Origin of the sequence: Methylophilus sp. 'Pure River' (assembly GCF_046765995.1) — a bacterium.
GTDB lineage: Bacteria > Pseudomonadota > Gammaproteobacteria > Burkholderiales > Methylophilaceae > Methylophilus.
This window is the reverse complement of the sequence record NZ_JBKOUE010000007.1, coordinates 1-25849: the sequence shown is the minus strand read 5'-3', so window position 1 is coordinate 25849 and position 25849 is coordinate 1. Positions and strand designations below refer to the sequence as shown.

General features: G+C 51.5%; 22 protein-coding genes and 1 tRNA gene. 19 read left to right on the top strand and 4 right to left on the bottom strand.

Annotated elements, in window-relative coordinates; translation table 11 throughout:
• The first annotated feature begins 11 nt into the window (after positions 1-11).
• The 4 genes from fba to ACIDE9_RS09520 all read left to right on the top strand — a co-directional run bounded on the left by fba (position 12) and on the right by ACIDE9_RS09520 (position 4573).
• On the top strand, positions 12-1046 hold the full coding sequence (fba, locus tag ACIDE9_RS09535; protein WP_194754606.1) for a class II fructose-bisphosphate aldolase: 1035 nt from the start codon (positions 12-14) through the stop codon (positions 1044-1046).
• 67 nt (positions 1047-1113) lie between these two features.
• The gene (gene tpiA, locus ACIDE9_RS09530; protein WP_411994394.1) at positions 1114-1944 is read left to right on the top strand and encodes a triose-phosphate isomerase; all 831 of its coding nucleotides are present in this window, start codon (positions 1114-1116) and stop codon (positions 1942-1944) included.
• 112 nt (positions 1945-2056) lie between these two features.
• Positions 2057-4099 (top strand): polyphosphate kinase 1, encoded by a 2043-nt coding sequence (ppk1, locus tag ACIDE9_RS09525; RefSeq protein WP_411994392.1) that lies wholly within the window; start codon positions 2057-2059, stop codon positions 4097-4099.
• A 9-nt stretch (positions 4100-4108) separates the two neighbouring features.
• A complete protein-coding gene (locus tag ACIDE9_RS09520; protein ID WP_194741679.1) occupies positions 4109-4573 on the top strand; it encodes a SixA phosphatase family protein in 465 nt (154 codons plus the stop codon).
• Positions 4574-4617: 44 nt separating this feature from the next.
• Here ACIDE9_RS09520 and ACIDE9_RS09515 read toward each other — a convergent pair whose 3' ends face one another.
• The gene (locus tag ACIDE9_RS09515; RefSeq protein ID WP_411994390.1) at positions 4618-5124 is read right to left on the bottom strand and encodes a hypothetical protein; all 507 of its coding nucleotides are present in this window, start codon (positions 5122-5124) and stop codon (positions 4618-4620) included.
• A gap of 143 nt (positions 5125-5267) precedes the next feature.
• Between ACIDE9_RS09515 and ACIDE9_RS09510 the strand changes: the two genes are divergently transcribed.
• Positions 5268-5888 (top strand): ParA family protein, encoded by a 621-nt coding sequence (locus ACIDE9_RS09510; RefSeq protein WP_019883106.1) that lies wholly within the window; start codon positions 5268-5270, stop codon positions 5886-5888.
• Between the two features lie 38 nt (positions 5889-5926).
• Entirely contained in the window at positions 5927-6172 is a 246-nt protein-coding gene (locus ACIDE9_RS09505; RefSeq protein WP_194741681.1) for a hypothetical protein, read from the top strand.
• Positions 6173-6232: 60 nt separating this feature from the next.
• Here ACIDE9_RS09505 and ACIDE9_RS09500 read toward each other — a convergent pair whose 3' ends face one another.
• Both ACIDE9_RS09500 and ACIDE9_RS09495 read right to left on the bottom strand, forming a co-directional pair.
• Entirely contained in the window at positions 6233-7711 is a 1479-nt protein-coding gene (locus tag ACIDE9_RS09500; protein WP_411994387.1) for an exopolyphosphatase, read from the bottom strand.
• 17 nt (positions 7712-7728) lie between these two features.
• Positions 7729-8001: a hypothetical protein gene (locus tag ACIDE9_RS09495; RefSeq protein WP_228519969.1), complete on the bottom strand. Its 273-nt coding sequence runs from the start codon at positions 7999-8001 to the stop codon at positions 7729-7731.
• Positions 8002-8157: 156 nt separating this feature from the next.
• Here ACIDE9_RS09495 and ACIDE9_RS09490 point away from each other — a divergent pair, with 156 nt between their 5' ends.
• Positions 8158-8844: a hypothetical protein gene (locus ACIDE9_RS09490; RefSeq protein ID WP_411994385.1), complete on the top strand. Its 687-nt coding sequence runs from the start codon at positions 8158-8160 to the stop codon at positions 8842-8844.
• A gap of 619 nt (positions 8845-9463) precedes the next feature.
• Here the strand turns inward: ACIDE9_RS09490 and ACIDE9_RS09485 are convergent.
• A complete protein-coding gene (locus ACIDE9_RS09485; protein ID WP_411994383.1) occupies positions 9464-10096 on the bottom strand; it encodes a diguanylate cyclase in 633 nt (210 codons plus the stop codon).
• Positions 10097-10362: 266 nt separating this feature from the next.
• Between ACIDE9_RS09485 and htpG the strand changes: the two genes are divergently transcribed.
• The 12 genes from htpG to ACIDE9_RS09425 all read left to right on the top strand — a co-directional run bounded on the left by htpG (position 10363) and on the right by ACIDE9_RS09425 (position 25724).
• The gene (gene htpG / locus ACIDE9_RS09480) at positions 10363-12276 is read left to right on the top strand and encodes a molecular chaperone HtpG (RefSeq protein WP_411994381.1); all 1914 of its coding nucleotides are present in this window, start codon (positions 10363-10365) and stop codon (positions 12274-12276) included.
• Positions 12277-12424: 148 nt separating this feature from the next.
• Positions 12425-13678 (top strand): OmpP1/FadL family transporter, encoded by a 1254-nt coding sequence (locus ACIDE9_RS09475; protein ID WP_411994379.1) that lies wholly within the window; start codon positions 12425-12427, stop codon positions 13676-13678.
• Between the two features lie 157 nt (positions 13679-13835).
• Complete coding sequence (locus ACIDE9_RS09470) at positions 13836-16337, top strand: glycogen/starch/alpha-glucan phosphorylase (protein WP_411994377.1); 2502 nt, start codon at positions 13836-13838, stop codon at positions 16335-16337.
• A gap of 93 nt (positions 16338-16430) precedes the next feature.
• On the top strand, positions 16431-17186 hold the full coding sequence (locus ACIDE9_RS09465) for a DUF4197 domain-containing protein (protein WP_194754594.1): 756 nt from the start codon (positions 16431-16433) through the stop codon (positions 17184-17186).
• A 129-nt stretch (positions 17187-17315) separates the two neighbouring features.
• Positions 17316-18287: a mitochondrial fission ELM1 family protein gene (locus ACIDE9_RS09460; RefSeq protein ID WP_411994375.1), complete on the top strand. Its 972-nt coding sequence runs from the start codon at positions 17316-17318 to the stop codon at positions 18285-18287.
• Between the two features lie 58 nt (positions 18288-18345).
• Entirely contained in the window at positions 18346-19470 is a 1125-nt protein-coding gene (locus ACIDE9_RS09455; protein WP_411994374.1) for a glycosyltransferase family 4 protein, read from the top strand.
• Between the two features lie 2 nt (positions 19471-19472).
• Complete coding sequence (locus tag ACIDE9_RS09450; protein WP_411994372.1) at positions 19473-20723, top strand: O-antigen ligase family protein; 1251 nt, start codon at positions 19473-19475, stop codon at positions 20721-20723.
• The gene (locus tag ACIDE9_RS09445; protein ID WP_411994370.1) at positions 20707-21819 is read left to right on the top strand and encodes a glycosyltransferase family 9 protein; all 1113 of its coding nucleotides are present in this window, start codon (positions 20707-20709) and stop codon (positions 21817-21819) included. The genes ACIDE9_RS09450 and ACIDE9_RS09445 overlap by 17 nt, the downstream gene beginning before the upstream one ends.
• Positions 21812-22864 carry a glycosyltransferase gene (locus tag ACIDE9_RS09440; protein WP_411994368.1) on the top strand — a complete coding sequence of 351 codons (1053 nt, stop codon included), beginning with the start codon at positions 21812-21814 and terminating at the stop codon, positions 22862-22864. Before ACIDE9_RS09445 ends, ACIDE9_RS09440 begins: the two co-directional genes overlap by 8 nt.
• A 16-nt stretch (positions 22865-22880) precedes the next feature.
• Positions 22881-23789, top strand: a complete 909-nt coding sequence (locus ACIDE9_RS09435) for a glycosyltransferase family 9 protein (RefSeq protein ID WP_411994367.1) — start codon at positions 22881-22883, stop codon at positions 23787-23789.
• 49 nt (positions 23790-23838) lie between these two features.
• Positions 23839-25572 (top strand): lipid A export permease/ATP-binding protein MsbA, encoded by a 1734-nt coding sequence (gene msbA / locus ACIDE9_RS09430; RefSeq protein WP_411994365.1) that lies wholly within the window; start codon positions 23839-23841, stop codon positions 25570-25572.
• 75 nt (positions 25573-25647) lie between these two features.
• Positions 25648-25724: transfer RNA gene (locus tag ACIDE9_RS09425), tRNA-Met, on the top strand.
• The last annotated feature ends 125 nt before the right edge of the window (positions 25725-25849 follow it).

Genomic DNA, 25849 nt, shown 5'->3' with positions numbered 1-25849 from the left:
AGGAGTATGACATGGCATTGATTTCGCTCAGGCAATTACTCGACCACGCCGCAGAACACAGCTATGGCCTGCCTGCGTTTAATATCAACAATATGGAGCAGATTCTCTCCATTATGAAGGCGGCCGACGAAGTCGACAGTCCGGTGATTTTGCAAGCCTCAGCAGGCGCACGTGGTTATGCCGGGGAGTCTTTTTTGCGCAAAATGGTTGAAGCGGCGATTGAACAATATCCGCATATTCCCATTTGCATGCACCAGGATCATGGCGCGTCACCCAAGGTCTGCCAGATGGCGATTCGCAGTGGGTTCTCCAGCGTGATGATGGATGGCTCGCTGCGGGAAGATGGAAAAACGCCTGCGAGTTATGAATATAACGTTGAAGTGACACGCCGTGTCGTCGAGTTCGCGCATGCCGTTGGCGTGTCGGTTGAGGGTGAACTGGGCGTGCTGGGCTCGCTGGAAACCGGTATGGCAGGTGAAGAGGATGGGGTGGGTGCAGAAGGTAAACTGGACGAATCGCAGTTGCTGACCGACCCGGATGAAGCGGCTGCGTTTGTCGAGGCCACCAAGGTCGATGCACTGGCCATTGCCATTGGGACCAGTCATGGCGCGTATAAATTCACGCGGCCACCTTCAGACGATACGCTTTCGATTGAACGTATTCGTGAAATCCATGCCAAAATCCCTAACACGCATCTGGTCATGCACGGTTCGTCCAGTGTGCCGCAATCTCTGCTGGAGCAAATTCGGCATTATGGCGGCAATATCAAGGAAACCTATGGCGTGCCGGTGTCACAGATTGTAGAAGGCATTAAAAATGGCGTGCGTAAGGTTAATATTGATACTGATATTCGCCTGGCGATGACGGCGGCGATTCGTGCCTATATGGTCGAGCATCCTGAGGAGTTCGATCCACGCAAATATTTCAAAGAAGCGACCACGGCAGCACAGCATTTGTGTAAAGAACGCTTTGAGGCCTTTGGTAGTGCCGGACAAGCGAGTAAGATAAAAGTAATTTCGCTGGAAAAAATGGCAGCTATCTATTAGCAACATGAGATAAACAGCCTAAAAAAGCAATTATAAATCGAGGGGGCATGAGCAAAGGAATCCCATCATGCGAGAAAAATTAGTCATTGGTAACTGGAAGCTGCACGGCGGCTTGCTTGAAAATCAAGGCTTGCTGAACAGGCTCAAGCAGGAGTTGCACGACCTGGACGGCGTAGCGACAGCCGTGTGTCTACCTTATGTATACCTGTATCAGGCGCAAGACTTGTTGCAAGACTCTTCGATTGCCTGGGGCGCGCAAAACGTCAGCCAGTTTACCGAAGGCGCGTTTACCTCCTGCATTTCAGCCAAAATGGTGGCCGAGTTTGGCTGCACCTATACCATTATCGGCCATTCTGAACGCCGTGCCCTCAAACTCGAAAGTAACCAGGTCGCCACCAAGCGACTGCTCAATGCCTTGCATGCCGGGCTGACGCCTATTTTTTGCGTGGGCGAGACGCAGGATGAGCGCGATGGCAATATGGCCGAACTGATCGTGCGCAACCAGATGCTGAATGTAGTGTATGGCCTGGATGATGAAGCCTTCGCGCTAGCCAAAAAATTCAATATGGTCATTGCCTATGAGCCTGTGTGGGCGATTGGCACCGGCGAGCATGCCACGCCTGAGCAGGCACAGCGCATGCACGCGTTTATCCGGATGATGATTGCTGAGCGCGACCGCGAGTTTGCCGAGCAGATTCGTATTGTCTATGGCGGCAGTATGGCGCCTAAAAATGCCTACAGTTTACTCAGCATGCCAGATATAGATGGTGGCTTATTGGGCCGTGCCGCGCTGGTTGCTGAAGATTTTGTCGATATCTGCAAGATTGCCAGCCGTTGCTACCAGCAAAAAACAGCTGTGCGTGAGTCATCGCGAGCGGTCCCCGTGTTTGAGGCATGAGCCAGAGTTGATCTTTCGATCTGGTGAGCCGGACCTGATGTGCGAGCCGAAGGGCGTGTAATTTCATAAAACTGTCACAATAGACACTGGTTCAGTGGATACAATAATCGCCATGAAAAATACCACGCCTGCTCTGCTTGACAGAGACCTTAGCATTCTCAGTTTTAATGCTCGTGTACTGTCTTTAGCGCAGAGAGAGGACTATCCCTTACTCGAGCGTTTACGTTTTTTATGTATCGTCTCTAACAACCTCGATGAATTCTTTGAGGTGCGCATGCCGTTGCAGATGGAGGCGTATCAGCAAGGTGTGACCAGCGGGCCGGTGTCAGCCACGACCTGTGAACAAGTGGCTACCATGGCACAGGCGCTGGTGGCGCAACAATACCAGTTGTTTAATGATGCGCTGATGCCAGCGCTGGCGAAAGAAAGCGTGCATCTGGTGTCTGGTGGTGTGCGTACGCCGGAGCAAACCACCTGGGTGTCTAATTACTTCAAGCGCGAAGTGTTGCCGTTTTTAATGCCAGTCTCGCTGGATCCATCGCATCCGTTCCCGCAAGTTGCCAATAAGTCTCTCAATTTTATTGTGCGCATTGCTGTTGATGACGAAGAGAAAATTGCGATTGTACGTGTGCCGCGTGTGGTGCCGCGGCTGGTGCAGTTGCCGCCGTCCATCAGCAAAGGCGAACAATGCTTTGTATCCTTGACCAGTATTATCCGCGCCAATCTGGAAGTGCTGTTCCAGGGCGCCAACATCCTGCATTTCTCCCAGTTCCGCGTCACGCGTAACAGTGACCTCGAGGTGGATGAAGATGATGTGATCAACTTGCGTACGGCCTTGCGTGAAGAGCTGGCGCATAGACAATATGGTGAAGCCGTGCGCCTGGAAGTCACACAGGAATGTGATGACACGCTGGCCGAGTTTCTGCTTAAGCAGTTTAACCTGCCGCCGCTCGCGCTTTATCGCGTTAACGGGCCGGTCAATCTGGGGCGTTTGATCCAGTTGCCAGACATGGCCAAGGGCGACCACCTCAAATTTGTGCCTTTTCAACCGCACTGGCCACGACATATCAAACGTAATACCTCCTTGCTGGCACAAATGCGTGAAAAAGACCTGCTGATTCACCAGCCCTACGAGAGCTTTGAGGTGGTCATCCAATTACTGGAAGAAGCGGTCAAAGACGATCAGGTGCTTGCTATTCGCATGACGATTTACCGTACCGGTGCGGATCCACGCATGTTGCGCTTGCTACAAGAGGCCGTGCGTCGTGGCAAAGAAGTGCTGGTGGTGGTGGAGCTCAAAGCGCGCTTTGACGAAGAGGCAAACATTAACTGGGCGGAGGCCTTGGAGTCGGTTGGCGCGCAAGTGGTATATGGTGTTGTGGGCTTGAAAACGCACGCAAAAATGTTGCTGATTATGCGTCGCGAAGGCAAAGTGATACACCGTTATGGCCATCTTTCTACCGGTAACTACAACCCCAAAACCACGCGTCTATACACAGACTGGAGCATGCTGACTGCGGATGCCAACCTGACGCGCGAAATGGAAACGGTGTTCCGCCACCTGACCAGCGAGTTGCCGATTCCGGCCTTGAAACATTTGCTGGTGGCACCATTCACCCTGCAAAACAGCATGATCAAACAGCTGGAAAAAGCACAGCGTCTGGCCAAGCAGGGTAAACAGGCCAGGGTGATTGCCAAAATGAACGCCCTGACAGATGTGCCGTTGGTGGCCGCTTTGATGAAGGCTGCCAGCGCAGGCGTGGAGATTGACTTGATTGTGCGCGGTGCCTGCATCTTGCCGGTCGACTCACCCGCAGTCAAAGGTCGGATCCGCGTGCGTTCTATCGTCGGTCGCTTGCTGGAGCATTCACGCGTGTTTTATTTTGAGCTGGATGGGCAAGTGCATATGTGGCTATCCAGCGCTGACTGGATGAGCCGCAATATGATGCGGCGGGTTGAGCTCGCCTGGCCTATTAAAGACCCGGCCATGCAAAGCCGCATTTACCAGGAAAGCCTGCAGCTTTACCTGCAAGACAACAAGGATGCCTGGCAATTGGCAGAAAAAGGCCAGTATGTGCCTGTGGCACAATTGGCGCAGGATGCCGAGCCGCTGTCTTGCCAGAACCTGTTATTGCAACAATATCATTCCATGTAGTGCCGCGCGATGTCAGTGAAAAATTTGATTTTATGGCGTCATGCCGAAGCCGAAGTGTTATTGCACGGCGCCTCTGACCTTGAGCGCGCGCTGACCAAAAAAGGGCATAAACAGGCCAAGCAAATGGCGAGCTGGCTCAAAAAGTATCTGCCAAAACAGACGTATGTGCTGGTGAGCCCTGCGGTGCGTACGCGTGAAACCGTGGCTTATTGGGGCGATGATTGGCAGGAGGATAGTCGGCTGGCGCCCGAAAGGCCATTGGAGCCTTTATTGCAGTTGCTGGCGCAAAGTCCGTTTGAGACTGTGATGCTGGTCGGCCACCAGCCCTGGATAGGGGAACTGGCAGCACAAAGCCTGGGCATGCCGGACGGGCAGATCAGTATTAAGAAAGGTGCCGTGTGGTGGTTGCGGCTACCAAAATCGGGGCCACCCTATAAATTATATAGTGTGCAAAGCCCCGATTTGATTGAGTAAGCGGTGGCTATGACCTGGCTACTTTAAGTCAGGTGCATGCAGGCTTATTTCTTTGGTCTGCCGGTTTTAATCGTTGGCACGGCCGCCATCGCTGCTTTCAAAGAGGCGTCATCCATTGCTGATAGCAGCTTCAAGCCTGCCCTCAACAGTTCGCTCTTCTTGGCTGGTTTGGCCAGGCCTTCGAGGCGTTTTTTCAAGGTAGCGATTTGCGCATACTCTTCTTTTGGCATGGTGAAGCTATCGCGCTCCATTTTTACCTTGCTGGTTTTGGGTTTGTCCTTTTCAGTCGTTGTCGCTGTTTTGTTCACCACTTTAATGGCTGAGCTGGCAGGAGCCACTTTTTTCGTAGCGGCCGCTGTTTTTGCAACGGCTTTGGCAATCGGCTTGATCGCAGGTTTGGCCGTGGCTGGTTTTACAGTAGAGGGCTTTGCAGCAACAGGTTTCGCGCTGGCAGGTGTAGCGGCAACCGGTTTGGTTGCGACTGGCTTGCTAGTTTTTGCTGTGGCTGGTTTATTGGTGCTCAAGGGTTTGGCGACTGGTTTGCTGGCCATGTGGTTCTCCTGAATTGATATTGTGAAAACAGTGTATACCGTTTTTTGCTGGCGTCAATTGTCATAAATATTTCATATTTTTGTGGTGTTATAGAGGCTGTTTTTCATGACAAAATGCAGCACCTTTAATCAGGGAGTATGAGATGCGCAGGGTATTGGTGGCAAATACCAAAGGAGGCTGCGGCAAAACCACTCTGGCCACCAATCTTGCTGGCTATCTGGCGCAACTGGGGCACAAAATCGTGCTGGAAGATATTGACCGCCAGCAGTCTTCAGCTGACTGGCTGGCGCGCCGCCCATCGCATGTTGCCACCGTGTTTAACGCGGAAGACCTTGGTAAATCTGCCTTGCAGAAAGCAGATTGGGTGATTACTGACTCGCCGGGCGGGCTGCGGGACAAAAAGATTTCTGATGCGGTGACCGAGGCTGACCTGGTGTTGGTGCCTATTGCGCCATCTGCATTTGATATTGGGGCCACGCAGGACTTTTTGGAGCTGCTGGCTGAAGAAAAAGCCGTGCGCAAGCACAAGACATTTGTTGGCCTGGTGGGCATGCGTGTGATGCCTCGCACGCGCTCAGCAGAGCGCCTGCTGGCATTTATGGATGAATCAGGCTTTGCCGTGCTTTCTATGCTGCGTTCATCACAAATTTATGTGACGGCAGCGGAGGAAGGCTTAAGTATTTTTGAATTGTCGAACAGCTTGAAAGAGGTCGACATTGCGCAGTGGAACCCGGTCACAGACTGGATTCTGCAAAACAGTTAAAGCGAGCCTGTGACAAACAGGGAATCAAAGGGAGTGCTATGAAAGACAAGGTAAATCCGGTGTATCTGGATAAAGTAAAACAATTGAGCGCTGATGAGGCTGAACGCATTCTGTCACGCATGGGTGGTAAATTGCCTAAGCGTTTTATCAAGGAAAAACTAAGCCAGGAAGAAGCACTGGCTTTGCAGCTTGAGATTGAAGATGAACAATTGCAGGAGTGGCGCGATAAAGTGGTCAAGCTGCGTGAAGAAGACGAAAAGCGCGACAAGAAGAAAAAAGACTGAGTTGTCATCAACACAATAAAAAACGGGCATACATGCCCGTTTTTTATTTAACTATTTTATTTAGCTATGCCTGATCTCTAGCTGCCAGCCCAGTTTTTGCCATAACAGACATTCCTCTTCCAGCAGGTAATGGGTTTGCGGGTGCTGGCTGGCCCATTGTGACGACAGTGCCAGGATAAATTGCTGTTTATGACGCTCCAACTGCAAGTGTTTGAGCGCTGGCAGGCGGCGCGAATGGCAGAAAATCACTGCTAACCGCAAGGCCATCAACTGGCAGACCAGGTCCTGGTTGTCAAAGTCGGCGGCCAGTTTGCGTAATTTGCCCTGATGGCCAAGTACCAGCAGGCTGATGGTATGCAACTCACTTTGTGCAAAACCCATCAGTTCTGTGTTGTCCAGGATGTAAGCGCCGTGTTTATTGCAGTCGGTGTGCGAAATGGCCCAGCCGATTTCATGACACAACGCAGCCCAGTGCAACAGTGGTTTTTGGCTGTCGCAAGCCTGCATGGCGTCATAAAAATACAAGGCCAGCTTGCTCACATTGTTGGCGTGGTCCATTTCAACGCCAAAGCGTTTACACAGCCGCGCAATCGATGCCGTGCGCAAATCTTCGGTCGCATGGTCAGAGCTCAGCATGTCATATAGCACGCCATGACGCAGGGCGCCGTTCGCCACCATCAGTGTGTCCAGTTTCAGGGTGTCAAACACGGCGGTCAATACCGCCAGCCCGCCACCAATCACGGCACGCCTGTCGTCCTTGAGGCCTTCCATATTCAGGCGGTCGGCAGATTTGGCCTTAATTAAAATTTGCTTCAGCCATTCCAGTTGTGCCCGTTCGATGCGATCTGTAGCAAAACCGGCACCCGCCAAGACATCTGCGACGGCACCCACGGTGCCAGAGGCGCCATAGGCCACTTCGGACTGGCCGACGTAGCGGCTGGCAATCATGTCAATAATGGACTCGGCGGCAATTTCGGCGCGCTCAAAGTTGCGCTCGCTAAACTGGCCATCGGCAAAATATTTTTGTGACCAGCCCACAGAGCCCAAACGCAAGGATTCGGTGACGTTAGCCTTGAAATGCTGGCCGAGGATAAACTCGGTAGAACGCCCGCCGATATCCACTACCAGGCGTTTTTCGTCTGATTGCGGCAGCATGCGGCTCACGCCCTGGTAAATCAGGCGCGCTTCTTCCACGCCGGAGATAATCTCAATCGGATAGCCGAGTACTTTTTGTGCCTGTTTGATAAACTCGTCGCTGTTGGCGGCTTCACGCAAGGTTTGCGTGGCAACCGCGCGTACATGCTCAGGTGCAAACCCTTTCAGGCGCTCGCCAAAGCGGGCTAAGCATTTCAGGCCGCGCTCAAACGCCTGCGGTTTCAGGTTACGTTCTTCATCCAGGTCGCCGCCTTGTCGCACAGCTTCTTTTAAATAGTCGACACGTAGAATCTGGCCGTCCACAACGCGTCCGATTTCGAGGCGAAAACTGTTGGAACCCAAATCTACGGCAGCGAGTTGGGTGTCATGAGTAATATTTAGCATGCGATAATACGGATAGGTTACTTAAGGTAGCGGTTAATGGCCTTGGGGTATTCTGGAAAATAGCGTTCAATCACGCTTAAATCAAAGCTTCTCAAAATACTGGTGTTAGATTCGCGGTCGAGCAAAAACTGGAAAGAAGCCGCCACCAATTCGGCAACGTTGTGCTTGGCATCGAGCAACGGATCCGCATAATCAGGTTTGACACTGACTTGATGCGTAGTGATGTGCGACCCATGTACCGTGACAGAAAACGAGTTCGGACTGGTTTCAGTCACCTCAATAGTCGCCATGCTTGCCTCCCCAGACAAATGCTGCAAACAGTATAAATCGTTATGTTGGCAGAGGCCAGTGAAACTAATATGAAAATGAAACCGCATAGGCAGGCTTGATTTCATCAAATCGTCATGTCAAAAAAATAACATCAAAAAAACTCTAAGATACTATTTATGCGTCACTTATTTTACCTCGTATGCTTACTTTGCATTGCCCACAATGCCAATGCTGCACGCCCATTGGTCACGGATGATGCCCGTTTGACCAATGCCCATGGCTGCCAGTTGGAAAGCTGGATGCGCAGTTATAAAGGCGGCCATGAACTATGGGCACTGCCTGCATGCAACCTCGGCGAGAATTTTGAAATTACCCTGGGCGGCGGTAGCTATCGTAACAGCGATGACAACTATCACACCGAAGACTGGGTCGCCCAGTTTAAGACGCTGTTTAAACCGCTGGAAACCAATGGCTGGGGCATAGGCTTTGCCGCCGGGCGCGTCATGCATCCGGATATTCAGCCTGGGCCCAACCAGTTGGGGAATACCTATTTTTATGTGCCGGTTTCTTTCTCGCTGCGTGATGACGACGTCATTGTGCATGTCAACGTTGGCATGCTGCGCGATCGGCAAGAAGACCGCAACAAGGTCAATATGGGCGTAGGCTCAGAGTTTAAACTTGGCGGCAACTTTAAAGGCGTGGCAGAAGTTTTTGGTGACCATACACAAAATCCGTTTTATCAGGTTGGCTTGCGTTATTCGCTGGTGCCGGAGGTGTTTCAGATTGATGGCACAGTGGGGCAGCAGGTGAATGGCAATAGTCAGACGCAGTGGTTGTCGATTGGGGTGAGATGGACGCCATAGCGGGTGGTTCTTTATTAGTCGTATTTTTTCGCCTTGTTGGCGAGTCACTTTCTGGTGCTTGCCCCCCAGAAAGTAACCAAAGAAGAGGGCACCCAGCCATCACGGCCTAAAGGCTCCCTTGCGTTGCTCAACAAAATAAGCCGGTCACGAAACTCGCCCTGACAAGCCACACTCTTCGTGGCTTGTTGCGGAGCTCAGACAGTCGCTCCCTCTCTTCTTATTTTGTCTCCGCTACTCAGCGTGATGGGATGGGATTATTCTCGCCAAACTCACATAGTAGAAGTTTGGACGGTTCCAAAACCAGATTCTTTTTCTTCAATTCGCGAATGGTTGCAGTCGCATGGTGTTCGGGGTCCCCATCTGCCGCGCCGAGTAGCGCAGGCAAAATAAGGTGAAGGGAGCGACTGTTCGAATCCCGCAGTAGCTCACGTTCTGTGTGAGCTGCCAGGTTGAGTTTCGTGACCGCTTATTTTGACGAGCAACGCAGGAAACAAGCGGAAGCTGGGGTGCACTTTCTTTTGGTTACTTATTCTTTGTGCAAGCAAAGAAAAGTCACTCGCCGAAAGGGCGAAAAGAAATGTTTCCTAAAATCGCCAGCATTCCAATCTGGTCATCAAACCTACTTCAACAAGATAATCCGATTAATCTGCCCCAATCTAAACGCCGTCTTAGTTAATTTGCCCCCTTTTAGTGCCAATGGACGAATCGGGCAGGGCGGGATACGCCGACCATCTTCTAGCAGGGTGTCGTCTTCTGCCGTCGATTGCCAGACACCACCATTCACTGGCCGGAATTGCCAGCGGATATACCCAACTTTGGCACCCAGTTGCAACATTTCGTCACGGTCCGGCGCCTCGCTGACCAGTAGTTCACTTTCGAGTTCTTCGTCATACTTGCCAAACGCCTGTTTGCAGGCGAGGGCTTCATGTTCACTGGCGCCGACATAGGTGCAGGCGCGGTGTTCTTCGCGTTGCACGTCCCAGGCGCCTAATTGCCAGGCGGCGTCAAGTACGGCTTCTTCGACCACCTCAGGTTGCCGCCAGCGGTCATTAATCTGCAAGGCTGAGCCGGGCACGGGCTGCAAGATGGGTTTGAGCATGGGCAGGGCGGGCGTAGGTTGTTTGCGGAAGCCATGCCAATGCAACATGAGTAGCAAAGGCGTATCTGCGCGCGGGACGGCGGTCAGCGTGACTGCGTAAAGTGGCAGTTTCATGACCTGCATTTGCTCGATTAACGTGTGAAAGAGATTCATACCTACTCTCCTAACCTGACATCTGAACAAAGAATGCTGCTTTAACAAATAGCTAGCAAAAACTGTGCTGAATCGACCAGTTTGAATGGGTGAACAAGCAGCCAATGGCGTGTGTTGTGGTCTCTATGCACGCAATGGCGGTATGCTTTAATCACAGGTTAGGCTGCATCCAAGCAATCTCTTCAAATCCCCCTCTTGAAAAACGGTTTTTATTTCCCCATCTAAACGTAAGTTTTTGTGTTCAACCCGTTTTTGGAGAAATTGTCATGACGACAGCGACAGCAGAATCGCAATCTAAACAGACCATGGGCTTTCAGGCCGAGGTCAAACAATTATTACAATTGATGATTCACTCGCTCTATAGCAACAAAGAGATCGTGTTGCGCGAGCTGATTTCCAACGCATCGGACGCGGCTGACAAGTTGCGTTTTGAGGCGATCTCTAACGGCAGCCTGTATGAAAACGACAGCGAGTTAAAGATCAACATCACGTTTGATAAAGACGCACGTACGCTGACCATTGCCGATAACGGTATCGGCATGCGCCGCGAAGAGGTGATTAACAACATCGGCACCATTGCCAAATCTGGTACCAAAGAGTTCTTCCAGAACCTGACCGGTGATCAAGCCAAGGATGCCAACCTGATTGGCCAGTTTGGCGTTGGTTTTTACTCCAGCTTTATCATTGCCGACAAAGTGACGCTGATTACACGCCGTGCCGGTGAAACCGAAGCCATTAAATGGGAATCTGGCGGTGAAGGTGATTTCACCATTGAAACCACTGAAAAAGCCGGTCGTGGTACTGAGGTCATTTTGCATCTGCGCGAAGGTGAAGATGAGTTCCTCAACGACTGGAAACTGAAAACTATCATCCGCAAGTATTCTGACCATATCACTTTGCCTATCGTCATGAAGAAATCCGAATGGAAAGATGGCGAGAATGGCGAAGGCGGCCAGATGGTGACTACCGATGAAGATGAAACCATCAATAAAGCCTCGGCATTGTGGGCGCGTAGCAAAAGCGACATCACTGAAGAAGAGTATAACGAGTTTTACAAACACGTTTCGCACGATTACGAAAACCCGCTGGCTTATACGCACAGCCGCGTAGAGGGCAAGCAGGAATATATTTCATTGCTGTATGTGCCGGGCAAGGCACCGTTTGATTTATACGACCGCGATCGCCGTCAGGGCATCAAGTTATATGTGAAGCGCGTATTTATTCTGGAAGATGCAGAAAAGCTGATGCCGCAATACCTGCGCTTTGTGCGCGGCGTGATTGACTCAGCTGATTTGCCGTTGAACGTATCGCGTGAAATTTTGCAGGACAGCCGCGACGTGGAAGCGATTAAAAATGGCTCTGTGAAAAAAGTATTGAGCTTGCTTGAAGATGTCGCTGAAAACAAACCAGAAGACTACGCCAAGTTCTGGAACGAGTTTGGCCGTGTGCTTAAAGAAGGCCCCGGCGAAGACTTTGCCAATAAAGACAAGATCGCTGGCTTGCTGCGCTTTGCCTCTACCCATGCCGATACCGAGGAACAAAACGTGTCGCTCAAAGCCTACATCGAGCGCATGAAGCCTGAGCAAGAAGCCATTTACTACATCACAGCCGATACGTTTGCCGCGGCGAAAAACTCACCGCACCTGGAAATCTTCCGCAAAAAAGGCATTGAGGTGTTGCTGATGTCGGACAAGGTAGATGAATGGTTGCTGGGCGGCTTGACCGAGTTTGAAGGCAAGAAATTGCAGTCGATTGCCAAAGGCGATTTGGATTTAGGCAAACTGGAAGACGAAGCCGACAAAGAAGCACAAAAGCAGGTTGAAGAGCAGGCTAAGGATTTAGTTGAGCGCATTAAAACCGCGCTGGGCGAGAGTGTCAAAGAAGTCAAAGTGACGCATCGCCTGACCGACTCACCAGCGTGTCTGGTGGCTGGCGAGCATGATTTGTCCGGTAATTTGGCGCGTATCCTGAAGGCTGCAGGCCAGAAAGCGCCAGACAGCAAACCTATCCTCGAGATTAACCCTGGTCACAGGCTGGTTGAAAAACTCAAGGCCGAAGCTGACGACACCAAATTTGCCGACTACGCGCATGTGTTGTTTGACCAGGCCTTGTTAGCTGAGGGCGGACAACTGGAAGATCCGGCCAGTTTTGTCAAACGCATGAACAGCCTGATTCTGTAGTTTTGTTATGAGCTTTGATAAAGCCCGCCTTGGCGGGCTTTATTTTTTATATCTAAAAGTTATAAATATATTTATATTTATTATTTATTGATATTAAATGGCTTTGCTAGAGTACATGGCGAGAACCGTATAAACAGAGGTGAATGTCATGATACGCAGTGTGGCCGCAGTGATTCCATTATTGGTTTCGTTTTCATTTGGTAGTGCTTGGGCAACCGATGGTTATTTTGCGCATGGCTATGGCGTGCGTGCCCAAGGCGTTGCTGGTGTAGGCATTGCCTTGCCGCAAGATGCATTGGCGGCTGCGGCTAACCCGGCGGGTCTGGGGAAAGTTGGTGACCGCATTGATGCGGGGGTGACATGGTTCCGGCCGGTGCGGGAGTCTGAGTTAGAAGGTAGTCCTTCACCAAGTGCAAATGGCACCTACAAAGGCAACGATACGCAGAATTTCTTGATCCCTGAGTTTGGCTACAACAAACAATATTCTGAAGATGTGACGCTGGGTGTGAGTGTGTATGGCAACGGTGGTATGAATACCGATTACAAAAACGGTATTCCACTGTTCCAAAGCCAGGGCCGTGCCGGGGTGGACTTGATTCAGGTATTTGTGGCACCAACGGCTACTTGGAAAGTGTCTGAAAAGCATATTATCGGTGCTTCATTAAACCTGGCTTACCAGCGCTTTGAGGCCAAAGGCTTACAAGGTTTTGATAATGCAAGCTTTAGCGCCGCGCCAGGGCGGGTGACCAATAACGGGCATGACAACTCTTATGGCGCAGGCGTGCATATTGGCTGGCTGGGTGAAATCACCGATACCGTGACCTTGGGCGCAACTTACCAGAGTCGTACTTATATGAGTAAGTTTGATAAATACAAAGGCCTGTTTGCCGAGCAGGGTGACTTTGATATTCCATCTACCTATGGCGTGGGGATCGCAGTGAAAGCGACCCCGGCATTGACGCTGGCGGCAGACTTTCAGCGCATTAACTATAGTGAAGTGGATGCAGTGGGTAATGCTTCACTGACGAATTTGTTTAATGGCCTGGGTAATGACAATGGTGCCGGTTTTAACTGGCAAGACGCCAAGGTGTATAAGATTGGTGCTTTGTATCAATACAGTCCGACCTTGACCTTGCGTGCTGGGTTTAACCATGTCGACCAGCCTATCCGTCGTGGCGATACCTTGTTGAATATCCTGGCGCCAGGAGTGGTGAAAGATCACGTATCACTTGGCGCGACTTGGGTATTAAGCCCACAGTCTGAACTGTCATTCTCTTATACCCATGCATTTGAAAACAAAGTGGATGGAAGTGGTTCGATTCCTGCTGCCTTTGGTGGCGGTGAGGCCAATTTGAAGATGTATCAGGATGCACTGGGCATTGCCTATACCTGGAAACTGTAAAACTTTTTTATTGACGCCGCTTTCGGGCGTTATAATCAAAGGCCACAACATGAATTTTGTGGCCTTTTTTATGTCTGACACATTCTTGTTGTAGGCTTGCTTTTTGCTTTTGACTCACTTAAAGCAAATTTGTGATCAACACCCCAGGGGAAGATGTATGACTGCCAATGTGAAAAAAACACGTAAAAACGCTCAACAACCTGACAGTGCCCAAGCGGCTGACGAATTCGTACTCGAACAATTACCTATCCCACAAGCATTACGTAACCATCTCACTTTTTCATTAGGCAAGTCCAACTCATGGGCGACGACACGCGACTGGTACCAGACTGCGGCCTTTACCGTGCGTGACCACTTGATGAGCCGCTGGGTGAATACGCGCGATGCTTACCGTGATGCTAATACCAAGCGTGTGTATTACCTTTCCCTGGAGTTTTTGATTGGCCGCATGCTGTCTAACGCCGCACTTAATTTGGGCATTGCACCGGAACTAAGCGAGGGCTTGCAGGAGATTGGCCAGAAGCTCGAAGGCGTGGCCGAGCTGGAGCCGGATGCTGCTTTAGGTAACGGTGGCCTGGGCAGACTGGCCGCGTGCTTTGTCGACTCAATGGCGACTATGGATATTCCGGCGACCGGCTATGGTATTCGTTACGACTATGGCATGTTCAGACAAACGATTGAGAACGGCCAGCAGAAAGAAAACCCGGACAACTGGTTGCGCTACCAGAACATTTGGGAAGTGCAGCGCCCTGAGCATACCTGTGAGGTGAAGTTTTATGGCCGCGTGTTGCATGTGCATACCGAACACGGCATTGAGCATCACTGGGTAGACCACGAAACCGTGGTGGCCATGCCGTATGATGTGCCGGTGCCTGGCTATGGCACGCAAACCGTGAACAACCTGCGGTTATGGTCGGCCAAGGCGACGAACGAGTTTGACCTGGCACACTTTAATGAAGGTAATTACGAGAAGTCGGTTGAAGGCCGCCATAGCGCCGAGACCATTTCACAAGTGCTGTATCCCAACGATACTTCTGAGTCTGGCAAGGCATTGCGCCTGAAGCAACAATACTTCTTTGTCTCTGCCTCAACGCAGGATATTCTGCACCGCTTCACCAACTACAACGCTGACTGGAATACCTTGCCGGAAAAAGTGGCGATCCAGTTAAACGATACACATCCGGCGATTGCGGTTGCGGAAATGATGCATCAACTGGTAGATCACTATCACTTGCCATGGGACAAAGCCTGGAAGTTGATCACCAAAATGTTTGCTTATACTAACCACACGCTGATGCCCGAGGCACTAGAAACCTGGTCGGTCGATTTATTCGCGCAGTTATTGCCACGTCACCTGGAAATCATTTACGAAATCAACCATCAGTTCTTGCAGATGGTTAACCAGCATTTCCCTGGCGATACTGCCTTGTTGCAACGCGTTTCTATTATTGATGAAACGCATGGCCGCCGCGTACGCATGGCGCACCTGGCGATTGTCGGTAGCCATACCGTCAACGGCGTGGCCGAGCTGCATAGTGAGTTATTGAAAACTACCTTGTTTGCTGATTTTAATAAAATCTACCCGGGCAAGTTTACCAATGTGACCAATGGTATTACACCGCGTCGCTGGTTAAACCAGGCCAATCCTTTGCTGACGGAATTGTTAACCAAGCATATTGGCGCTGGTTTTCAGAAAGACCTGAGTTTGATCAAAAAGATTGAGCCGCTTGCTGATAATGCCGCGTTCAGAAAAGCGTTCCGTGAGGTTAAAAAAGCCAACAAGCAACGCCTGGCCGACAAAATCCTGCAAAAAACAGGCATCGCCATTAATACCAATGCTTTGTTTGATGTGCAGATTAAACGCATCCACGAATACAAGCGTCAGTTATTAAATGTGTTGCACGTGATCACTTTGTATAACCGTATCCGTAGCGGACAAGTGAGTCAGCACACGCCGCGTGTGGTCATTTTTGCCGGTAAGGCTGCGCCAGGCTATTGGCTGGCCAAGCAGATTATCCGCCTCATTAACGATGTGGCGACCATGATCAATAATGACCCAGCCGTGAATGACAAGTTGAAAGTGGTGTTCTACCCCAACTATGAGGTCAGTGCGGCAGAAATCCTGTTCCCGGGGGCGGATTTGTCTGAGCAGATTTCAACCGCAGGCACCGAGGCCAGCGGCACCGGTAATATGAAAATGGCGTTGAATGGCGCGTTGACCATAGGCACGCTGGATGGTGCTAATGTGGAGATCAAGGAAGAGGTTGGCGACGAGAATATCTTTATTTTTGGCCTGACCACGCCTGAAGTCGCACAACTCAAAGCCAGCAACTATAACCCGTGGGATTATTACCATGGCAACAGCGAGCTGAAACAAGTCATAGACATGATAGGTAACGGCTTTTTCTCGGTAGAAGAGCCTAGCCGTTACCAGGCCATCGTCGACACCTTGTTGCATAAGGGTGACCAATACCTGTTGCTGGCGGATTACGCTGCCTATGTCACCACACAGGAAAAAGTGGCTGCCTTGTATCAGGATGAAGAGGCCTGGTCACGCATGGCGATTTTAAATGTGGCGCGCATGGCAAAATTCTCCAGTGACCGCACGATTGCTGATTACGCACAACGTATCTGGCAGGTTTCACCATTTAAAGCCTGATTTTTTATCTGGCAGCGTCAACAAAGCAAGTCCATCTGGACTTGCTTTGTGCTTTATGGGTACACTGCATTTAACTTGTTAAAGAGCGTTATCATGAAAAACACAGCATGGGTATTGTTGGCCGGTTTATTAATCACAGATGCACAAGCGCTGGACCTCAAAGGCCTGGGCGATATTGTTGAAAAAGTCGGTGGTAGCTCGTCCAGTAGCAGTGGTGGTAATAGTAGCGCCGTCAGTAACTTGAGCGAACAGGAAACCAGCGACGGCCTCAAGCAGGCGCTTAACCAGGGCGTGAGTAAAGCCGTTGGCCTGTTGGGCACGACCGATGGTTTTATGGGCAATAAAGAGGTCAAAATCCCGTTGCCGGATTCATTAAAGAAAATTGAAAAAGGCATGCGCATGGTGGGTATGGGCAGCCAGGCCGATGAGTTGATCTTAAAAATGAACCGCGCCGCCGAACAGGCCGTGCCTGAGGCCAAAACGTTATTGGTGAATTCGGTTAAGCAAATGAGTGTGACCGATGCCAAAAATATTCTCACCGGTCCGCAAGATGCCGCCACGCAATATTTCAAGAAAACCACTTCTACCGATATGGCGGCCAAGTTCCTGCCTATCGTGCAAAAAGCCACGGCCAATGTGCAACTGGCAGACACCTATAATAAATATGCCGAAATGGGCAGCAAGTTTGGCGTGATTAAAAAAGAGGATGCCAATATTAACCAGTATGTGACGCAGAAGGCACTGGATGGTGTATACCTGATGATTGCCAAAGAAGAAGCCGCCATTCGCCAGGACCCGATGGGCCAGGCCAGTAATCTGCTCAAAAAGGTATTTGGTGCTGCCAAGTAGCCGACTCTCATCAGCTTCTATATTGCACCCGCGCGTCGGCGCGGGTGTGTCGACATAATTCCTTCTTTTTATTTTAATCATTTTGTCATGATGCACCTCTAATCTGCACGGCATGTGCAGGTGGTGCAAATGAGCAGTCAAAACTCTTCAATTAATTCTTTCGTGGTTTGGCGTCTGCTGGACGGCAAACCGGGCCATGAGCATCAGTCCTTAGGCCTGGTCAATGCCATGCAGCAGCGCCTGGCGATGCAAGTGGTGGATATTCCTGTGGGCCGTAGCGGCGCTGGCTGGTTATACCTAGCGGCGGGAGTCTGGCCTGCTGGCAAGTCGCTGCCTAAGCCGGATTTGATTGTGGGTGCGGGCCATGCTACACACGGCCATATGCTTGCGGCCAAGCGTGCTTACGGTGGACAAACCGTGTGTATGATGCAGCCGAGCCTGCCTGCCGAACTATTCGATGTCTGCCTGATTCCTGAGCACGACCAATACCGTGGCTTTTCCAGTTTTATCGAAACACGTGGGGTGATTAACCATATCCAGCCTGTAAGCGCGGAAAAAAAAGACAGCAACCAGGTGCTGATTATGGTCGGTGGTCCCAGCAAGCATTTTCACTGGGATGAACTGGGCGTGATTGCACAGGTGTATGACCTGGTGCGCAAGCATGTTGACGTCAATTTTATATTAACCACTTCCAGACGAACGCCCGCCAGTTTTGTGTCGGCCATGCAGCGCGTCAAACTAGCTAACCTGGCGATTATCCCGATTGCCGATACACATAAAGACTGGGTGCAAACCACCCTGGCAACGGTATCCAGCGCCTGGGTTACTGAAGACTCGGTATCCATGGTCTACGAAGCACTGACGGCGCAAGTGGCGGTCGGCCTGATTAGTCTCTCGGCCAAAGGCAAGAGCCGAGTCAGCCGCGGCATCGAAAAGTTAATCGACCGCCAACTGGTCACGCGTTACGACCCTTACGGTTTATACCGCCAGTTTATGCGGCCTGTGCTGGGGTTTAATGAAGCTAGCCGTTGCAGTGATGCTTTGCTGGCTCATTTCAATCATCGTTCTGCACGCGGTCGCCTGGTCTCGCGCTTAGCCTGATGATCACGAGTGGATGATCGAATGCTAGTGGTTAAATTTTAGTGGTTGAATTTTAGTTTTGCGAAAACTGACAGTGTTACAGGTATTACCCGCCTTGCAATCGGGCGGGGTGGAGCGGGGCACATTGGAGATTGCGTCGCACCTGGTCGCTCAAGGTCATCGCTCTTTAGTGATGTCGGCGGGTGGGCGTATGGTGCCAGCGCTAGAGGCGGCAGGGAGCCGCCATTTGACTTACCCGATTGGTCGCAAATCATTACTGACTTTTTTATTGATCCCCAAATTGCGTGAATGTTGGCAGCGTGAGCAGGTCGATATTGTGCATGTGCGCTCGCGTTTTCCGGCATGGGTGGTTTATTTGGCCTGGAAAGGCATGCCTGCGGCACAACGTCCGCGCCTGGTGACCACGGTGCATGGCTATTACCGGCCAGGTCGGTATAGCCGCATCATGACCTGCGGTGAGCGCGTGATTGTGATTTCAAAAACGATACTGGCTTATGCACAACGCGCCTATCAGGTAGATCCACAAAAAATGCAGCTAATCTACCGCGGCGTGGATACCGCTGAATACCGGCCCGGCTATCAGCCGGACGATGGCTGGAAGCAGGATTGGTTTGCCGAATACCCACATACACGCGGCAAACGCCTGCTTGTGTTGCCCGCCAGAATTTCGCGCTGGAAAGGCGCGACAGATTTTGTGGATATGTTGCGCATTGTTTGTCAACAGCATCCGGATGTACATGCCCTGCTGGTCGGCGAAGTGGCCGCTGACAAACAGGCGTTTGCCGAGTGTTTGCAGCAGAAAATTCATGCGGCCGGTTTGGCTGAACACATCACGTTGACCGGTTATCGTCAGGACGTGAAACAGATCATGGCGATGGCGAGTATTGTGTACTCCTTATCGACCGAGCCTGAGGCGTTTGGCCGCACCACGCTGGAAGCCTTGAGTTTGGGCGTGCCGGTGATCGGTTATGCGCATGGCGGGGTGGCCGAGCAATTGGCGGCACTATTGCCAGAAGGCGCCGTGCCAGTGGGTAATGTGGCCGAAGTCGCCATGCTGACACTGAGCTGGTTGGCACAAGCGCCCACTGTGTTGCCTAATACGCATTTTTCATTACAAGTGATGCAGCAGAGAACACTGGATGTGTACCAGGATGTGATGGACGATGCCGGGCGAGGAGATTGACCATGATTATTCACTCAAATACCTCCCTCGCCATGCCGCGCATATTGACCAATGCCTGCTTGCTATTTGCCGTGATGATCATTGCCTGGAGCCCGTTTTCTGGTGGCGCAAGATTGCCCACCTTGTTACTGGCTATGGTCGGTGGGGGATTGTTATTGGTAAAGCTTTCAGCATTACGCGAGCAGCGTGCAGTGCGCCGCTGGACCGTCGTGTTTTTGCTGTTATGGTTGCCGATGTGGTTGTCATTGCTGCATGCCTTTGATGTCAAAGCCACATTTGCCGCTATCGCCTGGTTTGGCCTGATGTACCTGGCAGGCGTGACCCTGGTTGTGTTGTTACAGCAGGCGCTGGTCAGGCAGTTACTCGCGCGCTGGCTGGGTTGGGTCATTGCCCTGTGGATATTAGATAGTGCGATTCAATACCTGTTCGGGGTAGATATGCTGGGCATGCCCAAAACGCCTGAGGGCCGGATTACCGGCATGTTCAGCGATTTGCACCAAGGCATCCTGATGTTGGCTGTGTTACCCCTTATTTTTTATCACTGGCAGCCTAAATATGGCTGGCTGGCCTGGGCAATGCTGCTGGGTGCGGGAGTGGTGGTGGTGTTATCGGGTGCCCGCGGCTATCTCTATATTTATATGTTGCTGTTGTTATTGGGATTATGGCGTCACCAGCCTGGGTGGAAAGCCTGGCTGGCGGTGTTGTCTATCCCACTGCTGGTTGCAGTATTTTCCAGTTTGTTAAATCCGCAATTGGCCAAAACAAAACTTCAGGCCACACAAACCATGGCAGCGTCGGAGCAGACGACATTCGACCGCTTTAATCACGCATTGACCTATCGCCTTAACCTGTGGGAAACCGGATTGCATATGTGGCAAGCCGAACCGCTCACCGGCATTGGCAGCAACAACTACAAACGTGCCTATGCGCAGTATGCTAGCCGCACGGATGACCGTTTTGTGGCTAACCGTACGCATAGCCACAATATCTACGTTGAATGGCTGGCTGAAACCGGGCTGGTGGGTGGCCTGGGCTTGGTCTGTATCATCGTGTTATGTGTACGCTGGTTTAGGCAGGCAACAGTCGCTGATCAATCTCAGGCCTGGCCTTACGCCTTGCCGTTGATGGTGATTTATTTCCCGATCAATACCACACAGCCGATGCTGGTGCCTTGGTGGTTTCCGGTATTACTGTTACTGGCCTGCGCGTTTATTGCCAGCCTGGAGCGGAGCCAAGATGACCATCCAACCTAGGTTGATGTCATATCAGGATGTCGATTGTTTGAGCGCTAGGCTGGATCACACCGTCGTGCGCGACTTGCCACGCGACCCGGCCATTAGGCGCATCCTCATCATGAAGTGGGGCGGTATGGGCGATATCGTCATCAGTACCGTCATCATGGAGGATATCCGGCAGGCTTTTCCGCAGGCCGAATTGCACTTGAACACCATGCCAGCCTGGCAATCACTATTTGCGGATGATCCCAGGTTTCAGCGGGTGTGGTGCGTGAACTTGCAGCAAAAGCCAGGCCGCTGGCGCGCGTACAAACAGTGGCTGGCAGAAGTAGTTTCTATGCAATACGATTTGATTATTGACCTGCAAACCAACGATAAAAGCCGTGGTTTGCTGGCGATGCTCCGTTTGATGGGCAAGGCTCCAACTTGGTTATTGGGTAATCATCCGCGTTTCCCTTACACCATTCGTCAGCCGCAGCGCCTGCCACAGGCACACAGTTTCCAAATCATGCAGCAAACCTTGCTGGCGGCCGGTATTCCTTTGCACACGCATGGTCCCAAGTTACATATTGCGCCATCTTCAGTGACGGCTGCCGAGCAGTTGTTGTCGCAACATGGTTTGCAATCAAAATCGTTTGTGGTTTTTTTGTGTGGTAGCCATGCCAGTGGCCTGACCAAGCGTTGGGGGGCTGCCAATTATGGCGCCTTAGTTGAGTATTATCTGCAGCAGGGCCAACGCGTGGTTTTGCTTGGCGGACGTGATGAGGCGGAAGAGTGCCTGGCAATTGCCCGCCCATATCCGCAACAAGTGGTGAACTTATGCGGGCAGACCAGTTTGCTTGAAGTCCCTGTCATCTGCGCGCATGCCAGTGCGATTGTGGCTAATGATACAGGGACCGCGCATCTGGCCGCGGCGACGCACACGCCCATGACGGTGATCTGTGGCCCGACCAATCCCTTGCGGGTGAAACCACCAGGCCAGCAGGTGCAGGCCGTGCAACTGGACCTCCCGTGCAAGAACTGTTACGCCAAGCAGTGCAGCCATCATAGCTGTATGCAACAACTCACCCCGCAACGCATCCTGCCTTATTTGGCTGAGGCCAGGCATGCCTAAGGTGATTTGGTGGGGGCGGTCAGACCGCAATTATTCGCGCAACCGGATTTGTCGGCAATTGCTGCAATCTATGGGCTATGAGCTGATTGATTTTTCACCGCGCATCAGTGCCCTGGCCGATATTGAGGCACAGTTAAAAGGCCTGCGCGCAGACCTGGTGTGGGTGCCCTGTTTCCGGCATCGCGATGTGGCAGCCGCCACGCGATGGGCGCGCAAGAGAAATATTCCTGTGTTGTTTGACCCTCTGATTAGCGCCTGGCAAAAACAGGTGTATGAGCGGCGGAAGTTTGCGGTTGATAGCAGGCAGGCCCAACAACTATTGCGCCGCGAGTCACAGTGGCTGCAAACGGTGGATATGGTATTGCTGGATACTGAGCCACAACAGCACATGTTTACGCAGCGCTTCATGTTGTCACCGGCAAAAACGGCCTGTGTCTATGTAGGCGCTGAGCAGCCCTTGTTTACCCCGGTGGAGGTTGAGCCGTGTCCGGCGGCGATTGAAGTATTGTTTTATGGCAGCTTTATTGCCTTGCATGGGGTCGCAACCGTGATCAATGCCGCCAAAATGACCGCTGGCCAGTCCCATATTCAATGGGTGCTGTTGGGGGATGGGCCAGAAAAAGCCAGTGCACAACAACAGGCGGCGGGCATGGCGAATGTGCGGTTTGAGGCGGGCATTCCTTATACGCAACTGCCACACCGCATCGCGCAAGCGGATATTGTGCTGGGCGTATTTGGGGATTCGGAGAAAGCTGCACAAGTGATTCCCAATAAAGTATTCCAAGCACTGGCTTGTGCAAAACCGGTGATTACACGTGCAAGCGCGGCTTATCCGGTTGAGTTAAGCCATGACAGGCCGCGAGGGTTGTGGCAAATTGAAGCCGCTAATCCGGTTGCGCTGGCCGAGGCTGTGGTGCAGTGGTCGCGTTGTGCACGTGACCAGGGGCAGGCTGCGCATGGTTGGTATCAAATGCATTTTTCAGAAACCCGTTTGCGTCAGCAGCTCATGTCAGCGCTTAACGCCATCGGTTTGCCGGTTGCATGATGTTGGACGTCCCTTTATGACCTGCGCACGCATCCTGGTTGTAACACTCTCGAATATAGGCGATGCCATCATGACTACGCCAGTACTGGCTTCCTTGCATGCCCAATATCCTGATGCGCGGATAGATCTGGTCTGTGATGTCCGCTCATCAGCCTTGTTTGAACCATGCCCTTATATGGGCCGATTGTTGAAACGGGACAAAAAGAGCGGCTGGAAAGGCTATTGGCAACTGATTGCTGCGTTAAGGCAAACGAATTACGACGTCATTGTGGATTTACGCACCGACTTTCTGCTGTATTTGCTACGCGGAAAGCAGAAATTCAAAAAGTTATCCAATCAAAATACTTTGCACTTGCATTCGGTAGAAAAACACCTGGCAGCCATACACGGCTTGGTTGGCCGTCGCACGCCGCTTGTGCAGTTATGGGCCAGCGAGCAAGATCAGCAAACCGTGGCCGCGCAGTTTTCAACACCAGGGCGCTGGCTGGCGATTGGGCCAGGGGCAAATTTTTCCGGAAAAATCTGGCCAGTTGAACGTTATGTGGCCGTCGCCAATGCCTTGGCTGCGCACATTGATGGCGTCGTTTTACTGGGCAGTGCGGCTGATTGCTCACTGGCAAAGCATTTTACTGCGCAGGCTACCCTGCCGGTCTACGATGCGTGTGGTCGTTTGAGCCTGCCGCAATCCTACGCTCTGCTTAAACAATGCCATGTGTATCTGGGCAATGATTCTGGCCTGGGCCATATGGCTGCCGCCGCTGGGCTGCCTACCTTCACCCTGTTCGGGCCAGGCTCCCCTGGGCGCTACTTGCCGTGGTCCACGCAGGCGTATTTTATCCAGGATCCGCAACAGAGCATTTCTGGCATCACCGTGCAAGAAGTGGTGGATAGATTGCACACATTGCTGCTTCAAACGGGCAAATAAGTGCATGGCCAGCATCTATGTAAAGCTACAACAGGTATAAATAATCCTCATGAATCATACGCAGAGCGCTTACACACAATTAGCCAGGCTGATGGCCTATATCAAGCCTTATTGGCTGACATTTGCCATGGCCTTGGTGTGCCTGGTGGTGCTCTCCGCCAGTAATACTGGCTTTTTGAGTACGATCAAGCATGTGACAGATGAAGGCTTTGCCGGTCACGCAGAAAATAATTCACGCATGTATCTGGCTGCCATGCTGTGTGGCCTGTTATTTGTGCGGGCGCTGGCCGGGTTTGGCTCCAACTACCTGATGCGTATCGTCGGGCGGCGAGTGATTGAAGATGTACGCAATCATGTGTTTGGTCATATGCTCACGCTACCCGCCAGTTTTTTTGACCAGCATGCCATCGCCAATATCACCACCAAAATGACCTTTGATTGCGAGCAACTATATAGTGCGGTCACCAAAGTCATTATTTCCTCCATCCGCGACAGCCTGACCATTATTGGCATTGTGGCTTATATGTTGTATCTGGACTGGAAGCTGACAATGGTGTTTTTAATGCTGGCGCCGCTGATTACCCGCTACCTGAAGAAAATGACGCCCAAGCTGCGCAACTCCGGCAAGCAGGTGCAAGCCAGTATGACTGATATGACGCAAGTCATTGAAGAAGCCGCCAGCGGCCAGCGTGTGGTCAAGGTATTTAATGGCCAAGCCTATGAATATCAGCGTTTCAGTAATATTGCCGCAACAAATCGGCAGATGATGGTGAGGCTAGGGCGCATTTCCGGCTTGAATAGTATGTTTGTCGAAGTGTTGGCAGCGATCGCGTTGGGGACGGTCATTTATTATGCCGCCGGCGAGTTCACCGCCGGCGAGTTCGCCGCCTTTATCGGTGCCTTGCTGATGTTGATTGGCCCGGTGAAAGCCATTGCTTCTGTCAACGAAGATGTACAAATTGCGGTGACCGCCTGCCAGAGTGTATTTGCCGTGCTGGATACCCCGGCAGAAAGCAATCAGGGGCAGTTGCTATTGGGGGCGCCCATTAAAGAGATTCAATTGCAGAATGTGGCTTTTAAATATCCTTATGGGCAGCATGCGGCATTGAAGCAACTCAACCTGACGATCCAGGCGGGGGAAAGTATTGCGCTGGTTGGCATGTCGGGCGGGGGAAAGTCCACGCTGGTCAATCTGTTGCCGCGCTTCCACGAAATACAGCAAGGCAAGATCACGATCAATGGCATCGACATCCAGCAACTGCCATTGCCACATTTGCGGCAGCAATTTGCACTGGTCAGTCAGGACACTGTGCTGTTTAACGACACGATATACAACAATATTGCTTACGGTAGTTTGCGTGGAGTCACGAAAGAGGCTGTGATTACTGCGGCCAAGGCAGCGTATGCCTGGGAGTTTATCGAAAAGCTGCCGCAACAATTGGATACCCATATTGGTGACCGCGGCCTGCGCCTGTCAGGCGGCCAGCGGCAGCGGCTCTCGATTGCGCGTGCGATGCTCAAAAATGCACCTATATTAATTCTGGACGAAGCGACCTCAGCACTGGACAACGAATCCGAGCACAAAGTGCAGGCGGCTTTAAACCAGCTCATGCAGGGCAAAACCACCATCATGATCGCCCACCGCTTAACGACCATACAACATGCCAGTCGAATTATTGTGATGGATCAAGGTCAAATCGTGGAAGAGGGGCAGCACGAGCAACTCATGCAGGCTGGCGGCAAATACGCCGCACTCTACAATATGCATGAAATTAGCAAATAACTGTTGACACTGTTTTTGAAACTTTGCTATAGTCTCACCTCTCGACGCAACACAAGTTTTACTAGTCGATTCGGACGCGGGATGGAGCAGTCTGGCAGCTCGTCGGGCTCATAACCCGAAGGTCACAGGTTCAAATCCTGTTCCCGCAACCAAGCAAAAAGTCGTTTTAAAATTAAATGAATTTGATGCTTGACCGAACGAAAAACCTCTGTATAATGCGCACCTCGTTACGAAATAACGGTAACGAAAACAGCGAAAAGCTGATGTTCTTTAAAAA

Coding starts and splice junctions, on each gene's coding strand:
- fba (WP_194754606.1), top strand. CDS start 12: ATGGCATTGATTTCGCTCAGGCAATTACTCGACCACGCCGCAGAACAC.
- tpiA (WP_411994394.1), top strand. CDS start 1,114: ATGCGAGAAAAATTAGTCATTGGTAACTGGAAGCTGCACGGCGGCTTG.
- ppk1 (WP_411994392.1), top strand. CDS start 2,057: ATGAAAAATACCACGCCTGCTCTGCTTGACAGAGACCTTAGCATTCTC.
- ACIDE9_RS09520 (WP_194741679.1), top strand. CDS start 4,109: ATGTCAGTGAAAAATTTGATTTTATGGCGTCATGCCGAAGCCGAAGTG.
- ACIDE9_RS09515 (WP_411994390.1), bottom strand. CDS start 5,124: ATGGCCAGCAAACCAGTCGCCAAACCCTTGAGCACCAATAAACCAGCC.
- ACIDE9_RS09510 (WP_019883106.1), top strand. CDS start 5,268: ATGCGCAGGGTATTGGTGGCAAATACCAAAGGAGGCTGCGGCAAAACC.
- ACIDE9_RS09505 (WP_194741681.1), top strand. CDS start 5,927: ATGAAAGACAAGGTAAATCCGGTGTATCTGGATAAAGTAAAACAATTG.
- ACIDE9_RS09500 (WP_411994387.1), bottom strand. CDS start 7,711: ATGCTAAATATTACTCATGACACCCAACTCGCTGCCGTAGATTTGGGT.
- ACIDE9_RS09495 (WP_228519969.1), bottom strand. CDS start 8,001: ATGGCGACTATTGAGGTGACTGAAACCAGTCCGAACTCGTTTTCTGTC.
- ACIDE9_RS09490 (WP_411994385.1), top strand. CDS start 8,158: ATGCGTCACTTATTTTACCTCGTATGCTTACTTTGCATTGCCCACAAT.
- ACIDE9_RS09485 (WP_411994383.1), bottom strand. CDS start 10,096: ATGAATCTCTTTCACACGTTAATCGAGCAAATGCAGGTCATGAAACTG.
- htpG (WP_411994381.1), top strand. CDS start 10,363: ATGACGACAGCGACAGCAGAATCGCAATCTAAACAGACCATGGGCTTT.
- ACIDE9_RS09475 (WP_411994379.1), top strand. CDS start 12,425: ATGATACGCAGTGTGGCCGCAGTGATTCCATTATTGGTTTCGTTTTCA.
- ACIDE9_RS09470 (WP_411994377.1), top strand. CDS start 13,836: ATGACTGCCAATGTGAAAAAAACACGTAAAAACGCTCAACAACCTGAC.
- ACIDE9_RS09465 (WP_194754594.1), top strand. CDS start 16,431: ATGAAAAACACAGCATGGGTATTGTTGGCCGGTTTATTAATCACAGAT.
- ACIDE9_RS09460 (WP_411994375.1), top strand. CDS start 17,316: ATGAGCAGTCAAAACTCTTCAATTAATTCTTTCGTGGTTTGGCGTCTG.
- ACIDE9_RS09450 (WP_411994372.1), top strand. CDS start 19,473: ATGATTATTCACTCAAATACCTCCCTCGCCATGCCGCGCATATTGACC.
- ACIDE9_RS09445 (WP_411994370.1), top strand. CDS start 20,707: ATGACCATCCAACCTAGGTTGATGTCATATCAGGATGTCGATTGTTTG.
- ACIDE9_RS09440 (WP_411994368.1), top strand. CDS start 21,812: ATGCCTAAGGTGATTTGGTGGGGGCGGTCAGACCGCAATTATTCGCGC.
- ACIDE9_RS09435 (WP_411994367.1), top strand. CDS start 22,881: ATGACCTGCGCACGCATCCTGGTTGTAACACTCTCGAATATAGGCGAT.
- msbA (WP_411994365.1), top strand. CDS start 23,839: ATGAATCATACGCAGAGCGCTTACACACAATTAGCCAGGCTGATGGCC.